The organism is Sphingomonas sp. R-74633 (assembly GCF_013416555.1).
Taxonomy (GTDB): domain Bacteria; phylum Pseudomonadota; class Alphaproteobacteria; order Sphingomonadales; family Sphingomonadaceae; genus Sphingomonas.
The window spans coordinates 180,551-194,969 of the sequence record NZ_JACCFG010000003.1 but is presented as its reverse complement, the minus strand read 5'-3'; the positions used below and the strand labels follow the sequence as shown (position 1 = coordinate 194,969).

At 66.9% G+C, this 14,419-nt stretch carries 17 protein-coding genes; 4 read left to right on the top strand and 13 right to left on the bottom strand.

Annotation, left to right across the window (positions count from 1 at the left end; translation table 11 throughout):
- Positions 1-7: 7 nt before the first annotated feature.
- From HZY97_RS11050 to HZY97_RS11015, 8 genes are all read right to left on the bottom strand, one after another.
- A complete protein-coding gene (locus HZY97_RS11050; RefSeq protein WP_180143531.1) occupies positions 8-394 on the bottom strand; it encodes a hypothetical protein in 387 nt (128 codons plus the stop codon).
- A gap of 49 nt (positions 395-443) precedes the next feature.
- Positions 444-689 carry a hypothetical protein gene (locus HZY97_RS11045; RefSeq protein WP_180143529.1) on the bottom strand — a complete coding sequence of 82 codons (246 nt, stop codon included), beginning with the start codon at positions 687-689 and terminating at the stop codon, positions 444-446.
- Positions 690-701: 12 nt separating this feature from the next.
- Entirely contained in the window at positions 702-2,237 is a 1,536-nt protein-coding gene (gene rpoN, locus HZY97_RS11040) for an RNA polymerase factor sigma-54 (RefSeq protein WP_180143527.1), read from the bottom strand.
- Between the two features lie 6 nt (positions 2,238-2,243).
- Positions 2,244-3,020 carry an LPS export ABC transporter ATP-binding protein gene (gene lptB / locus HZY97_RS11035; RefSeq protein ID WP_180143526.1) on the bottom strand — a complete coding sequence of 259 codons (777 nt, stop codon included), beginning with the start codon at positions 3,018-3,020 and terminating at the stop codon, positions 2,244-2,246.
- Between the two features lie 125 nt (positions 3,021-3,145).
- On the bottom strand, positions 3,146-3,736 hold the full coding sequence (locus HZY97_RS11030; protein WP_180143523.1) for an LptA/OstA family protein: 591 nt from the start codon (positions 3,734-3,736) through the stop codon (positions 3,146-3,148).
- A gap of 5 nt (positions 3,737-3,741) precedes the next feature.
- A complete protein-coding gene (gene lptC, locus HZY97_RS11025) occupies positions 3,742-4,386 on the bottom strand; it encodes an LPS export ABC transporter periplasmic protein LptC (RefSeq protein WP_180143521.1) in 645 nt (214 codons plus the stop codon).
- Complete coding sequence (locus HZY97_RS11020) at positions 4,386-5,006, bottom strand: ribonuclease D (protein WP_180143519.1); 621 nt, start codon at positions 5,004-5,006, stop codon at positions 4,386-4,388. Before HZY97_RS11020 ends, lptC begins: the two co-directional genes overlap by 1 nt.
- Positions 5,007-5,037: 31 nt before the next feature.
- Positions 5,038-5,856 carry a TerC family protein gene (locus tag HZY97_RS11015; protein WP_180143517.1) on the bottom strand — a complete coding sequence of 273 codons (819 nt, stop codon included), beginning with the start codon at positions 5,854-5,856 and terminating at the stop codon, positions 5,038-5,040.
- 211 nt (positions 5,857-6,067) lie between these two features.
- Here HZY97_RS11015 and HZY97_RS21080 point away from each other — a divergent pair, with 211 nt between their 5' ends.
- Both HZY97_RS21080 and HZY97_RS11005 read left to right on the top strand, forming a co-directional pair.
- A complete protein-coding gene (locus HZY97_RS21080) occupies positions 6,068-6,904 on the top strand; it encodes a cold-shock protein (protein ID WP_180143515.1) in 837 nt (278 codons plus the stop codon).
- A 65-nt stretch (positions 6,905-6,969) separates the two neighbouring features.
- Positions 6,970-7,347, top strand: coding sequence for a hypothetical protein (locus HZY97_RS11005; RefSeq protein WP_180143513.1), 378 nt, complete (start codon positions 6,970-6,972; stop codon positions 7,345-7,347).
- On the opposite strand, the gene HZY97_RS11000 is transcribed toward HZY97_RS11005, so the two are convergent.
- Positions 7,344-7,817 carry an Lrp/AsnC family transcriptional regulator gene (locus HZY97_RS11000; RefSeq protein WP_180143511.1) on the bottom strand — a complete coding sequence of 158 codons (474 nt, stop codon included), beginning with the start codon at positions 7,815-7,817 and terminating at the stop codon, positions 7,344-7,346. The two genes, HZY97_RS11005 and HZY97_RS11000, sit on opposite strands and share 4 nt — an antisense overlap.
- A gap of 109 nt (positions 7,818-7,926) precedes the next feature.
- On the opposite strand from HZY97_RS11000, the gene HZY97_RS10995 reads away from it, so the two are divergent.
- Positions 7,927-9,258, top strand: coding sequence for a S41 family peptidase (locus tag HZY97_RS10995; RefSeq protein WP_180143509.1), 1,332 nt, complete (start codon positions 7,927-7,929; stop codon positions 9,256-9,258).
- On the opposite strand, the gene HZY97_RS10990 is transcribed toward HZY97_RS10995, so the two are convergent.
- The 4 genes from HZY97_RS10990 to HZY97_RS10975 are packed head-to-tail and all read right to left on the bottom strand — an operon-like array spanning position 9,255 to position 13,510.
- Complete coding sequence (locus tag HZY97_RS10990) at positions 9,255-10,088, bottom strand: EamA family transporter (protein ID WP_373684338.1); 834 nt, start codon at positions 10,086-10,088, stop codon at positions 9,255-9,257. The two genes, HZY97_RS10995 and HZY97_RS10990, sit on opposite strands and share 4 nt — an antisense overlap.
- The gene (locus HZY97_RS10985) at positions 10,085-10,525 is read right to left on the bottom strand and encodes a hypothetical protein (RefSeq protein ID WP_180143508.1); all 441 of its coding nucleotides are present in this window, start codon (positions 10,523-10,525) and stop codon (positions 10,085-10,087) included. The genes HZY97_RS10990 and HZY97_RS10985 overlap by 4 nt, the downstream gene beginning before the upstream one ends.
- A 54-nt stretch (positions 10,526-10,579) precedes the next feature.
- Positions 10,580-11,875 carry an amidohydrolase family protein gene (locus HZY97_RS10980; RefSeq protein ID WP_180143506.1) on the bottom strand — a complete coding sequence of 432 codons (1,296 nt, stop codon included), beginning with the start codon at positions 11,873-11,875 and terminating at the stop codon, positions 10,580-10,582.
- Positions 11,876-11,932: 57 nt separating this feature from the next.
- Positions 11,933-13,510 carry a cisplatin damage response ATP-dependent DNA ligase gene (locus HZY97_RS10975; RefSeq protein WP_180144497.1) on the bottom strand — a complete coding sequence of 526 codons (1,578 nt, stop codon included), beginning with the start codon at positions 13,508-13,510 and terminating at the stop codon, positions 11,933-11,935.
- 51 nt (positions 13,511-13,561) lie between these two features.
- Between HZY97_RS10975 and HZY97_RS10970 the strand changes: the two genes are divergently transcribed.
- Positions 13,562-14,407, top strand: coding sequence for a metallophosphoesterase (locus tag HZY97_RS10970; RefSeq protein WP_180143504.1), 846 nt, complete (start codon positions 13,562-13,564; stop codon positions 14,405-14,407).
- Positions 14,408-14,419: the final 12 nt, after the last annotated feature.

Genomic DNA, 14,419 nt, shown 5'->3' with positions numbered 1-14,419 from the left:
GTGCCGCTCAGGCGGCGGCGCGGTCCGAGCCGGTGAGCAGCCAGGCCTCGGCGGCCCAAGGATCCTCGAAGGTGCGCGCATAGCGGCGGTCGAGCGCGCGGCCGAGCTGGGTGCGCGCCAGGGTGCGGCCGATGACGAAAGCCAGCCGGCGCGAACGATAGGCGGGATCGGCGAGCAGATCGCGGAACAGCTCGACGCTTTCCTGCGCCTGGATCTTGATCTCGCGCAGGTCATTGAGCGTCAGATGCTCGTTGGGCCCGCAGGTCAGCTTCGCGTGCGCCTCGGCACGCGCCGCCAGGAAAGCCGCGATGTCTTCGGGCGCGAAAAAACCGCTCATCCGGATGCGGACGAGATTCTGCGCCGGATCGACCTCGAAGGAAAAATTGGCGGACATCGAATCAGCACTAACTCGCAGCAAGCTACCAAATACTGAATCCGTAGCGTCAATTGGCTGCCAGATACCAGCCCTGATCGAAGCGCTTGAGCTGCACGCAATCACAGGTGTCGATCGCACTGCGGGTCATGATCGCGCCTTCCCAGCTGTTCGGCCAGACTTCCGGCTTGTTGGCGGTGTATTGAGGGACGGTGCAGGCGATGGCGCGCGTCGCATCGCCATCGGCGCGAAGCGCTGCGATCGTGGTGTCTGCGGGTTCGGTCCCGACCAGCCCCAATCCCACCAGCAAGAACATCGCTTCCCCCGTTTAGCCGACGCCCTCCAGCGCCTTTTGGCGGCGGCGCTGCACCGAGCTGCCGATGCCCAGGGCCTCGCGATACTTGGCCACCGTCCGCCGGGCGATGTCGAAGCCCTTGGCATTGAGCAGCTCGACCAACGTGTCGTCCGACAGGATCTTCTTGGGATCCTCGGCCTGGATCAGCGTGCGAATCGCATTTTTCACCGCTTCGGCCGAGACCGCATCGCCGCCCTCCGACGACTGGATCGCCGAGGTGAAGAAGTACTTCAGCTCGTAGAGCCCGCGCGCGCAGCTGAGATATTTGTTCGAAGTGACGCGGCTCACCGTCGATTCGTGCATCTCGATCGCCTCGGCGACCTGGCGCAGCGTCATCGGCTTCAGATGCGCGACGCCCTTCAGGAAAAAGGCTTCCTGCTGCTTCACGATCTCCGACGCGACCTTGATGATCGTGCGCTGGCGCTGGTCGAGCGCCTTTACCAGCCAGTTGGCGCTGGCCAGCATGTCCGAGAGCCAGGCCTTGCTCGCCTTGTCCTGCGGGCCCGATGAGACCTCCGCATAATAAGCGCGGTTGACGAGCAGCTTGGGAAGCGTGGCGGCGTTGATCTCCACCGCCCAGCCGGCGCCGCGGCGGGCGACGAAGATGTCGGGCGTCACGGCCAGCGTCGGCTCCCCGCCATAGCGGCAGCCGGGCTTGGGGTCGTAGTTCCTGAGCTCGCGGATCATGTCCGCCAGATCCTCGTCATCGACGTCGCAGATGCGCTTGAGACGCGGCAGGTCGCCGCGCGCGACCAGGTCGAGATTGTCGATAAGCCGCGCCATGCACGGATCGTAGCGATCGGCTTCCCTGGCCTGCAGCGCGAGGCATTCCGCCAGGTTGCGCGCGCCGACGCCGGTGGGATCGAAGCTGTGGATCGTCGTCAGCACGTCCTCAACCCGGGCAAGCGCCACGTTCAGCCGGTTGGCGACGTCGAGCAGCGGCACGGTCAGGTAGCCCGCCTCGTCGATCTGGTCGATCAGGTGGGCGGCGATGAACATATCGCGATTGGGCACGCTGGTGCCGGCCTGCGCCATCAGATGATCGGCGAGGCTGAGCGCGGCGCTGCCGAGATTGTCGAAGTCGGGCCCGTCGTCGGGCGCGCCGCCGCCGCCGGTGCCGTTGAGGCCCAGGCTGCCATCCATTCCGACGGCGCCCAGCGTGTCGCTGCCGCTGTCGTGGTGGAAGGTCTCGGCGGCGAAATCGACGTCGAGCGCGGCCTCGCCCGATGCTTCGCCGCCGCCGGCGAGCAGTTCGCTGGCGTCCGCCGGACCATCGCGCTCGACATAGTCGGCATCGGGTTCGGGAGCATCGGCGGGCTCGGAAGACCCGCGCTCGTCATCGCCGCCGGTGCCGTTATTCTCGAGCAGCGGATTCTTCTCCAGCTCCTCGGCGATGAAGGTCTCGATCTCGAGATTGGAGAGCGCCAGCAGCTTGATCGCCTGCTGGAGCTGCGGCGTCATCACCAGCGATTGCGACTGGCGCAGATCGAGGCGAGGCGCGAGACTCATGCGCGATTAAAGCTCGAAGCTTTCGCCCAGATAGAGTCGACGGACATTCTCGTCCTTGACGAGATCGCCCGGCGATCCGGCGAACAGCACGCGGCCGTCATAGATGATGTAGCCGCGATCGACGATGTCGAGCGTCTCGCGGACGTTGTGATCGGTGATCAGCACGCCGATGCCGCGCTTCTTGAGCTGGATGATCAGGTCGCGAATGTCGGAGATCGAGATCGGGTCGATGCCGGCAAAGGGCTCGTCGAGCAGGATGATCGTCGGATCGGCGGCCAGCGCGCGCGCGATCTCGGCGCGGCGGCGCTCACCGCCCGACAGCGCCATGGCGGGTGCGGCGCGCAGACGCGTGAGGCCGAATTCCTCGAGCAGCTCGTCGAGCCGGCGGGCGCGCGCATCCTTGTCCGGCTCGGACAGCTCGAGCACCGCCAGAATGTTCTTCTCGACCGTGAGGCCGCGGAAGATCGAGGTCTCCTGGGGCAAATAGCCGAGACCGAGGATCGCGCGGCGATACATCGGCAGGCGGGTAATGTCCTCGCCGTCGAGCATGATGCGGCCGCTGTCGGGCTTCACCAGCCCCATCACCGAATAGAAGCAGGTCGTCTTGCCCGCGCCGTTCGGGCCCAGCAGGCCGACGACTTCGCCGCGGCCGACCGAGACGGAGACGTCGGTGAGCACGGTGCGCTTGTCGTACGACTTGGCGATCGAGACGACCGCGAGCCCCTTGTCGGGCAGCGGTGCGGGGTCTGCGACGGGCGTTTCGAGGGTGTTGACGTCAGCCATACTCGGTCCCTGCATGGACGGTTCGCGTTACCGCCAGGTTATCCCCGCGGCTGTTTGGCAGGATTCCTGCATGAACTCGGCCGGGAAGGGAAGAGCCCGCGCGGTGTCCCGTTGAAAAAGGGCGATTACTGCTTGGGTGCGGGGGTGGCGGACGGCGCCGGAGTCGCGGTCGTGGCGCGCTGGGGCACGTTGAAGCGGCCCGTCACGCGGCCGCCGCGGCTCTGCATGCCCGATGCGCCCGGCGTGGCCGAGCCGCCGACACCCGAACCGTCGATCGTCGCGCGGCCGGTGTCGAGATTGATGATCAGGCGGCCGCCCGAGACGACATTGCCGGCCTGTTTGAGCGTGACGCCGCCGACCATCGTGATGATGTGCTTGTTGACGTCATAGACCGCATATTGCCCGGTCGCGCTCTGGTCCGGGCGCGTGACGGTGACGCCGCCCGACGCGTCGATGCGCGTCACTTCGGGCGAACCGTTGGCGATCTGGCCCTGATAGGCCAGCGTGACGCGCGCCGCGAGCAGCGTCATCTCCGCCTGCTTGATGTTGACGCTGCCCGAAAGAAGGACGCGGTTCGCCTTGTCCTGCAGCTCGATATGCGAGGCGCCGAAATCGATCGGCGCGTTGCTGTCGTGGCGCTGCTGCGCAGCCGCAGGCGCCGCGGCGAGAAGCGCCAGCGTGAAGCCGATCGGAAGCAAGGCAGTCGCACGGATCATATGGTCTAGCGCCTATTCGCGCGCTTGGGGGTAATCCGCAAGCGTGCATTGCCATCTAGGGAGATGGTGCGGTTTTCCAAGTCGGCAGTCAGCTTGTTGGCGCTGAACACGCCGGTCGGCGTCTTGCCGGTTACTGCGCCGCCGCTTTCCATCTTGCGGGTCTTGAGGTCGACGAGCGCGTTCTGGGTGTCGAGCGTATAGCCGTCGGTCGTCTGGAACTTCACCGGGCCGTCGGTCGACACCTGCTGCTTGTCCATGTCGTAATGGCCCTTGTCCGCCTTCAGCATCGCTGGGCCTTCGGGCAGGGTGAGTTCGGCGGCGAGCTGGTTGAGCTGGACGATCGGCTCGGCCGAGCTCTTCTGGATCGCCGAGCCGGCATTGAGGCGGAAGGGGCGGCCCTTCTCGTCGGCACCGCGATAGACGGCCGATTCGAGACGAAGCCGCTCGGTGGCCATCGCGACCTTGTTCTTGTCGAGCACGAAGCTGACGTCGCCCTTGGTCAGCAACGGCGCGAGGACGAGGAAAGCCGAGAGCACGCCGATGCCGATCGGCAGGAACAGGAGCGAGAGCCGCACGACTCGATCATGCGCGCTGCCGGGATGCGCCCAGCCGCGTTTTTGTGACCGGAGACGGGCGGCGACCTCTGACATCAGATATGCGCGAAGATGTCGGTTTCGGGCCAGCCGGCGAGGTCGAGCTCGGCGCGCGCCGGGAGGAATTCGAAACACGCCTGGGCGAGGTCGGTGCGGCCTTCGCGCTCGAGGCGCTTGTCGAGTTCTACCTTCATTGCGTGCAGGTAACGCACGTCGGACGCTGCGTATTCACGCTGCGGGTCGGAAAGTTCGGGACCGCCCCAATCGGACGACTGCTGCTGCTTCGAAATCTCCACGCCGACCAGCTCGCGGACCAGGTCCTTGAGGCCGTGGCGATCGGTATAGGTGCGCACCAGGCGTGAGGCGATCTTGGTGCAATAGACCGGGCCGGCAGTGACGCCGAGATAGAAGCGGATCGCCGCCAGGTCGAAGCGGGCGAAGTGATAGAGCTTCAGACGCTCGGGATCGGCGAGCAGCATGCGCAGGTTCGGCGCGTCATAGCTCGAGCGCGGGCCGAAGCGGACGAGATGCTCGTCGCCCGAACCATCGGAGAGCTGGACGACGCACAGCCGGTCGCGCGGCGTGATCAGACCCATCGTCTCGGTATCGACGGCGATCGAGGCGCCCGGTGCGAACAGGCCCTCGGGGATGTCTTCTTCGTGAAAATGCACAGTCATGCTGGCCGCCTAGACTCCTTCGGCGCCGGGCTCAATGGTCCGACGGCCTCTGTCTTGCCGCGGCCTTGCGCGCCCGCGCATTCCGCGACCAGATGTTGAGCCCCTCCACCGCGGCGGAAAAGCCCATCGCGGTATAGATATAGCCCTTGGGGATATGCGCGCCGAACGCCTCGCCGATCAGCACCATGCCGATCATCAGGAGGAAGCCCAAGGCAAGCATCACCACGCTGGGATTGCGGTTGATGAAATTGGCCAGCGGATCGGCGGCGAGCATCATCACGCCGACCGCGACGATCACCGCGACATACATGATCTGCACATAGTCGGTCATGCCGACCGCAGTCAGGATCGAATCGACCGAGAAGACGATGTCGAGCAGCAGGATCTGGACGATCGCCGCTGTGAAGCTGAGCGAGACGGTCTTCTTCGTTTTGTCGAGCAGATCGTCGGAATCATCGTGATCGTCATCGTCGGTCGAATGGTGGATCTCGGTAGTCGCCTTCCACATCAGGAACAGGCCGCCGGCGAGCAGGATCAGGTCCTTCCACGAGAAATCGGTCTCGAAGGCGCGTTCGCCATGCGAATCGAGCGGGCCGTAGATGCCGAGTGAAAACACTGTGTTCTTCAGGCTGATGATCCAGCTGATGCCGGTCAGCAGCGCGAGGCGCATCACCAGCGCGAGCGAGATGCCGACTCGGCGGGCGCGGGTGCGGGTTTCCTCGGGCAGTTTGTTCGAGAGAATCGAGATGAAGATCAGATTGTCGATCCCGAGCACCACCTCCATCACGATGAGCGTGACGAGTGCGGCCCAGGCGGCCGGACTGGCGAGCAATTCGGGGATCGCGTCCATGGATGCTACCTGTGCCGTGCCCTGAATCGTGGCGCAAGCGCCGCAGTTAACGCGCGTTCGCCCTATTCAAGTCGAATTTTGTTCGCCCGCTGTACGATTTTGGGCTATGCCCGATTCCATGGCGCAAGTTTTTGCGTTGGAAGACCTGCGTTTTCGCTCGGCGCTTGGCTTTTGATTGTGATTGTGGGCGAACCGGGAAGACGAACAGGGCATGAGTTTCGATAGAGGGCGCCGTGGGGATCGCGGCGGACGTGGCCGCGACAAGCGTGATGGCTTCGGCGGCGATGAGTTTAACAGCGGCGGCGGCGGCGGTTTTGGTGATCGTGGCGGCTTCGGCGGCGGCGGTGGCTTTGGTGACCGTGGCGGCTTCGGCGGCGGCGGTGGCGGCGGCTACGGCGGCGGCGGCGGTGGCGGTGGCTATCGCGGCGGCGGTGGTGGCGGCTTCGGCGGCGGTGGCAGCGGTGGTGGCGGCGGCTTCGGCGGCGGCAACCGCATGCCCCCGCAGGTCATCGGCGAAGGCACCGGCGTCGTAAAGTTCTTCAACGCGCAGAAGGGCTTCGGCTTCGTCGTCCGTGATGACGGCGGCGAAGACGTGTTCGTGCATATCTCGGCAGTCGAGCAGGCAGGCCTGACCGGCCTGGCCGAGGGCCAGCCGCTCGGCTTCACCCTCGTCGATCGCGGCGGCCGTATCTCGGCCACCGAGATCAAGATCGACGGCGAGCCGATGCCGGTCGAAGAGCGCGCTCCCCGCGAAGATCGTGGTGACCGCGGCGGCGATCGTGGCGGCTTTGGCGGCGAGCGTGGCGGCGGTGGTCCGCAGCGCCAGCTGACCGGCGAGAAGGCGACCGGAACGGTCAAGTTCTTCAACGCGATGAAGGGCTTCGGCTTCATTCAGCGCGACGACGGCCAGCCGGATGCGTTCGTGCACATCTCGGCCGTGGAGCGTGCAGGCATGCCGACGCTCAACGAAGGTGACCGTCTCGAGTTCGAACTCGAAGTCGATCGTCGTGGCAAGTACGCCGCGGTGAACCTGACTCCGGGCAGCTGAGGCTAGCCTTCAGGCAAGCAATAAGGGGCCGGGCGGAAACGTCCGGCCCTTTTTGTTTTTGGGGGATGCGCATGATCGGCGGGCAGTTACGCGAAGGAATGCTGGTCAATCTGGCGGCGCTTTGGCTGCTGGCCGGTTGCAGCCCCGGTCACACCCGGGACCCCGCAACGCTGCAGGCGATCCGTGCCGAGGCGCAGGCGCTGATGGCGAATCCGCAGGTCGACGCGTCGTCGCGTGTCCCCGAATCGCGCTGGCCGCCTGCGATTGCGGCGCTCCGGCCCGAATGGGTGCGGATCGACGAGGATGGCGTCGAGATCCCGGTCAGAATCTATTTCGACGACAGCTGGGGCTATTTCATTCCGCGCGATCCCCGCAAGCCGCTCAAGCCCAGGTCCGGCTATTCAGCGCTGGGCGAGGGCATTTACTGGTATCACTTCTCCTAGCCCTCCAGCAGCTCATGCAGCGGCAAGGCCGGAGTGAACTTCCTCCGCCGCTTGACGAAGCTGGTCTCGTAGCGCCGCACCACCGGATCGCCGCCGAGCAGCGAATCGACCAGCGCGTTGAACGACTCCATGTCGCGCGCCGAGACGAGCAGCACGATGTCGAAGCTGCCGGTGATCTCGAGCACCATCTGGACGTGCGGGCTGGCGATCAGCCGGCGCTGGAAGCCCTGGACCGCGTCGAGCGAGTGCCGGTCGAACTGGACATGGACCAGCGCCGAGAGGAACGGGCCGACCTCTTCCGATACCACCGCGACATCGGCGGCGACCGTGCCGTCGGCGCGCATCCGGCGGATGCGGCGCGCGATCGCACTGGGCGAGAGCGGCAGCCGCTCGGCCAGCATGTCGGCGGTCATCAGTGCGTCCTGCTGGAGAAGGCCGAGAATGCGCAGGTCGATGTCGTCATGGGTCATGGCGGCGACAATGCCAGATTTTGGCAAGGAAGCGGATGAAATTGCGCGCCATGCGCTCGCATTCCCCCGCATGCAGTGTTAGTTGACTAACACAGTCCGGGAGGGACCCATGAAGATCGCACTTGCCGCCGCCCTGATTACCGCCGGGCTCGCACCCGCCGCCTTCGCGCAGCAGGGCACGGCTCCCGGCCCGCGCCAGGGGCCCGGCGCCGGCCCGACAGGCGTGGCGCCGGCAAGCAAGGCGGAGATCGTCGCGGCGATCCGCAAGGCGATCGCGGAGAATTATGTAGTCGCGGCCAAGCGCGCGCCGCTCGATGCCGCCCTGGCCAAGGGACTCAAGTCCGGGCGCTACGACGTGCCCGACCAGGGCGAGCTGACCCGCCGGGTGAACGAGGATCTCTATGCCGTCGCGGCGGACAAGCATCTCCAGCTGATCTTCGATCCGCCGACCTCCGCCGAACTGGCGGCACGCGGTCCCCAGGCCGACGATGTCGAGGATTCGCCTTTCCTCAAGGCAATGATGCGTGCCCACAACCATGGCATCACCGAGATGAAGCTGCTGCCCGGCAATATTCGCTACATCCGCTATGACGGGTTTGGCTGGTCGGGCGCCGAGAGCGGCAAGGCGATCGATGCCGCCATGACGTTCCTGCGCGACGGCGATGCCGCGATCCTTGACCTGCGCACCAATGGCGGCGGCAGCCCCGATGCGGTGAAGCGGATCACCAGCTATTTCACTGCGCCGAACACGCTGCTGGTGACCTTCCACTTGCGCAAGGATGCGCCGACGACTTCGGTGAGCGAGGCGGTGCCGGGCGGGCAGATCGCCGCGCCGCTCTATGTGCTGACCAGCGGCCGCGCGGCATCGGCGGCGGAGGAGTTCACCAGCCATGTCGCGCGGCTGGGCTTTGGCACGCTGGTGGGCGAGACCACGGCGGGCGCGGCCTATCGCAACGAGCATTATCCGGTGCCGGGCGGCTATGTGATGAGCGTGTCGATCGGCTATCCCGAGCTGCCGGGCGGCGGCAATTGGGAAGGCAAGGGCGTCGCGCCGAAGATCGCGGTGCCCGCCGACAAGGCGCTCGACCGCGCATTGCAGGACGCGGCGCTCAAGCTTGCCGAAAAGGCCGAGGGGCCGGGGAAGACCGAACTCGAATGGACCGCCGCGCTCTATGCCGCGCGCGTGACGCCGGTGACGCCGCCGCGTCCGCTCGAGGCTTATGTCGGCCGCTATGGCCCGCGCACGGTCCGGATCGAGAATGGCGTGCTCATCTGGCAGCGCGATGGCGGCCCGAAATCGGCGATGGTGCCGCTGGGCCCCGATCTGTTCGCGCTCGAGCCCGATCCGCGCAGCCGGGTGCGCTTCAGCGGCGAGGGCGCGGTGACCGGCGCGGTGATCGAGCGGGCGGACGGATCGAGCACGCCGTCGCCCAAGAGCTAGGCACTCAGGATCAGTACTGCGCCGGCGAGGATCCCGGTGACGCCCAGCACCCGGCCGGGCGTCACCTTCTCGCCCAGGAAGAGGGTGGCGATCACCAGCGCAGTGACCATGCCGGTCTCGCGCAAGGCCGCGAGCGGAGCGGTGGGCCCGATCGCCAGTGCCGATAATGCCAGGCCATAGGTCAGGATCGAAAGCGCGCCCGCCACCGCACCCGGGCGCCATTGCTTCGCCGCCGAGGCGAAGATCGCGCCTTTTGAAAGCAGCGCGAACATCGTCACCGTGCTCGCGCCCATCAGCACGAACATCCAGACGATATAACTGGTCGGTGTCGGCGCGGCGCGCACGCCGTGCGCGTCGATCACGGTATAGCCGGCAATGGTGACCCCGGTGAGCAGCGCCCAGCCGAGTCCGGCGCGCCCGATATGCCGGCCCATCACCATGACGAACATCGCCGCGCCGATCAGCGCGATGCCGATCAGTTCGCGCGGCGAGGCAGGCTCGCCGAACAGGCCGAGCGAGAGCGCGGCAGTGACCAAAGGCGCGGTGCCGCGCAGGATCGGGTAGGCGGCGGAATAGTCGCTCGCCTCGAAAGTGCGGACCAGCGCGTAGAGATAGAGGCAATGGACGAGCGCAGTGGCGGCGATCCACGGCCAGGCGCCGGCGGGCAGCGGCACCAGCAAAATGGCGGGGAGCAGGATCAGCGCGCTCGATCCGTCGATGATCGCGCGGCCGGCCATCTTGTCCTTGCCGCCCTTGAGGATCGCGTTGACCACCGCGTGGATCGAGCCCGAGGCGATCATCATCGCCGGGGCGAGGAGAGCGGCGTTCACAGCTGCGTCTGGCGGCGGCCCAGCCAAAGCGCGAGTGCGACTCGCGAGACGATCGCGGAGAACAGCACCAGCGGCACGACGATCCACAAGGTGAGCACCTGCATCTCGGCCCATTGCCCGCCGATCAGGTTGCGCGTGCTGGTCAGCGCGGCCCAGCCGAGCAGGAGCGCGGCAGTGACCAGCCCGGCGAGCAGCCCGGCGCCGAGCCAGCGCCGCCAGGGCAGCGCCGGATCGCGCAGGAGCAGCAACGCGATCGGTACGCCGACCACCACGGCGTAGCAGACTCCGAACAGCGACAACGTGCCCCAGATGCGCAGGAAACTGTCGCCCGCGTTCGATCCCGCAGCGAAGATGCCGGGCAGCAGCGACGCGATCACCGGCCCCGCGAGCACGCAGGCGATGAGCGGTAGCGGCGCAATGCGTTCGTCCTGCCCCATGGCGCGAGTCTGGCGCAGCTTAGGGGCGCGTGCAACGCCTCACTGCACCAGGCCTCACTGCAACGGGATCGCTTTGCCGCGCACCATCACATAGGCGATGTGGAGCACCGCGGCGGGATCGGTCAGCGGATCGCCATCGACGGCGATCAGGTCCGCCGACTTGCCGGGATCGAGCGTGCCGGTTTCCGCGGACAGGCCGAGCAGGTCGGCGCCGCCTTTTGTGGCGGCGATCAGCGCGTCGCGCGGTGTCATCCCGCCCTTGGAGACCATCAGCCCGATCTCCTCGCCGTTGCGGCCGTGCGGATAGACCGCGGCATCGGTGCCGAGCGCGATCTTCACCCCGGCCTTGTAGGCGCGGTTGAGTGCCTTGCCCCATTGGTCGAGCGTCTGGCGCGCCTTGATCTCGCTATTCTCGCTGAAGACGCCCTTGCCGAGATACATTTGCAGGCCGCTGAACGCCATCAGCGTCGCCGAGAAATAGGTGCCTTTCGCCTTCATCAGCTGGACGTCGGTGTCGTCGGCGAAGGTGCCGTGCTCGATCGAATCGACGCCGGCGCGCACTGCCGCCTCGATGCCGCGCGCACCGTGGGCATGGGCGGCGCATTTGAGGTGCATCTGGTGCGCGGTGTCGCAGATCGCCTTCATCTCCTCGTCGGTGAAATGCTGCTCAAGGCCCATCGCGCCGGGATCGAGCACGCCGCCGGTAGCGTGGAACTTGATCACCTCCATGCCCATCGCCGCGAGCTTGCGCACCGCCTTGGCGCATTCGGCGGCGCCGGTGCACACCCAGAATTGTTCGCCGGTCCTGTCGATCGCCTCACGCAGATCGGGGGCGAGGCCGGTGGTCGCGTCGCCATGCCCGCCGATGATCGACAGCGCCGGGCCGGCGACGAGGATCCGCGGACCGGGGAAGCCGCCCTCTGCGATCGCGTCGCGCATCGCCAGGCTCGCATAGGGCGCGCCGCCAAGGTCGCGCACCGTAGTGAAGCCGGCGCGGGCTGTGATCAGCGCGTTCTTCAGGCCCACCGTGGCAGCATAGGGTTCGGAATATTTGGTGGTCAGGCCCTGATACCAGGGCTCGCCGGCATTGCCGGTCAGGTGGACATGCACGTCGATCAGCCCGGGCAGCACGGTTTTGGTGCGCAAGTCGATGACGGTAGCGCCGGCGGGTGCGGTGGCGCCGTCGTCGATGCGGACGATCCGGCCCTTCTCGACGATCAGCGTGGCGGCGCCGCGCGCCGGCTTGGCGGCATCGACGATCACATGACCCGCCTGGATCGCATAGGTCTGCGCTTGCGCTGTTCCCGAAGCGGTGAGCAGCGCGGCGGCCGCGAGCAATTTCCCGAACATGACATCCCCCCTTGTTGCGGGGAGCTTATGCCTGTCCGCCGGGATGTCGAGGGGCGCTCAGGTAGCGAGCTTGCGCAGGCTCTCGATCGTGTCCGCCTCGCTGGCGGGCTTGTCGCTCCGGATGCGGCTGATCCGGGGGAAGCGCATCGCGAGGCCGGACTTGTGGCGCTTCGACAGATGGATCGAATCGAAGGCGACTTCGAGGACCAGCGTCTTGTCGGTCTCGCGCACCGGGCCGAAGCGGTTGACCGTGTGGTTGCGGACATAGCGATCGAGCCATTTCAGCTCCTCGTCGGTGAAGCCGAAATAGGCTTTGCCGACCGGGAGCAGCTCGCCCTCCGGCGTCCAGGCGCCAAAGGTGTAATCCGAATAGAAGCTGCTGCGCTTGCCCGAGCCGCGCTGGGCATACATCAGCACGCAGTCGGCATTTAGCGGGTCGCGCTTCCATTTGTACCACAGCCCGGCGCGGCGGCCGGCGACATAGGGCGAATCGCGGCGCTTGAGCATCACGCCCTCGATCGAAGCGTCGCGCGCGCCGGCGCGGATTTCCTCGAGTGCGGCGAAGTCGGCAGCGCCGATCACTGCGGAGACGTCGAAATGGTTCGCATCGAGCTGCGGGGCAAAGGCTTCGAGGCGGGCGCGGCGTTCGCTCCAGGGCAGGGCGCGCAGATCCTCCTCGCCGTCGAACAGGATGTCGTAAAGGCGGACAAAGGCAGGATATTCGGCGAGCGTCTTCGCGCTGACGACCTTGCGGCCGAGGCGCTGCTGGAGCGCGTTGAAGCTCGCCGCCTCGCCGCCCTGGAACTCGCCCTTCACCAGCAGCTCGCCGTCGAGCACGCCGGGGGTGCGGAAGGCGGCGGCGACTTCGGGGAAGCTGTGGGTGATGTCGTCGCCCGCCCGACTATAGAGCCGCGTCTCGCCCGCGACATGGACGAGCTGGACGCGGATGCCGTCCCATTTCCACTCGGCGGCATAGTCGGCGAGGTCGACGCTCTCTGCCTCGAGCGGGTGGGCGAGCATGAAGGGGCGGAAGACGGGGACGTTACGCGCAGTCGGCTGCTCGCCGCGGCCCTCGGCCCAGTCGAACAGCGGGGCATAGGGCGGGACGAGCCCGTGCCACACTTCCTCGACCGCATCGACATCGAGCCCGAAGGCCTGGGCCAGCGCGGTCTTGGCGAGCCGGGCGGAGATACCGACGCGCAGCGCACCGGTGGCGAGCTTGAGCAGGGCATAGCGCTCATCGGCCTCGAGTCGGTCGAGCATCGCGGCGAGCGCGGCCTGGGCATCGGATTTGGAGATGCTGCCGAGCGTCGCGACGACTTCGGAGACGGTGAGCGGCGCGGTCTCGCGGGGCGGCACCAGGGGTTCGGGCCAGAGCAAGGCGATCGTCTCAGCCGAATCGCCGACAAAGTCGCGGCTCATCGCATAGAGCACCGGATCGACCCGCGCCTCGATCATCGCGCGGAGCAAAGCGGGTTTCACCGCAGGCAGATCGAGCGTGCCGGTAAGCGCGGCCATCGCCCAGCCGCGGTCGGGGTCCGGAGTCGCGCGCAGATAGTCGCCGATCAGCCGCAGCTTGGCGTTGCGCGAACGCGTGTAGATCAGATTGTCGAGCAGATCGGCAAAGGCGCGCATGATGGCGTAACGCATAGCGCAGCCGATGCGCTCCCGTTACGATGTTCGGCGATGCGCACGATCCTCGCCACGCTGGGCGGCCTTGCCCTGCTGCTTGCCCTGTTCCTCGGCTGGTGCTTCCGCGAGGCTACCGGCGATCCGATCGTCCGCCGCGCCGATGTGGCGATGCCGGGGCTGGAGCGGCCGATCCGAATCGCGCTGATCAGTGACATCCATATCGGCACTGCCGCGATGGGACCGAAGCGGCTGGCCCGGATCGTCGCGCAGATCAATGCGCTCAAGCCTGATCTGGTGGTGATCGCCGGCGACTTCATTTTCGGCCATGACCCGCAGGGGGCGGCCAGGCTGGGTCCGGCGATGATCGCGCCGCTCAAGGCACTGCGCGCGCCACTTGGCGTAGCTGCGGTGCTCGGCAATCACGATTACTGGACCGGCGCGCAGGCAACCCGAGGCGAGCTCGCCCGCGCGGGCATAACGTTGCTCGAGAACAGCGCCGTATTACGCGGGCCGATCGCGCTGGGCGGGATCGCCGACGATTTCACAGGCCATGCCAATGTCGAGGCGACGCTCAGGGCCGCGCGCTCGCTCGGCAAGCCGATCGTGCTGCTCACCCATTCGCCCGATGTCGCGCCGGCGCTGCCGGCCGATGCGCCACTGTTGCTCGCCGGGCATACGCATTGCGGGCAGGTGCTGTTCTTCGGGCGCAACATTGCGCCCGAGGTGAGCCGATACGGCGCGCGCTATCGTTGCGGGCTGGTGCGCGAGGGCGGGCGGACGGTGGTGGTCACTGGCGGGCTCGGCACCAGCGGGGTGCCGTTCCGGCTCGGCGCGCCGCCGGATCTGTGGCTGCTGACACTCGTGCCAGCAGCAATGGCGCCGACACGAAAAGCGGGTTAGGCTCGGCGCTCC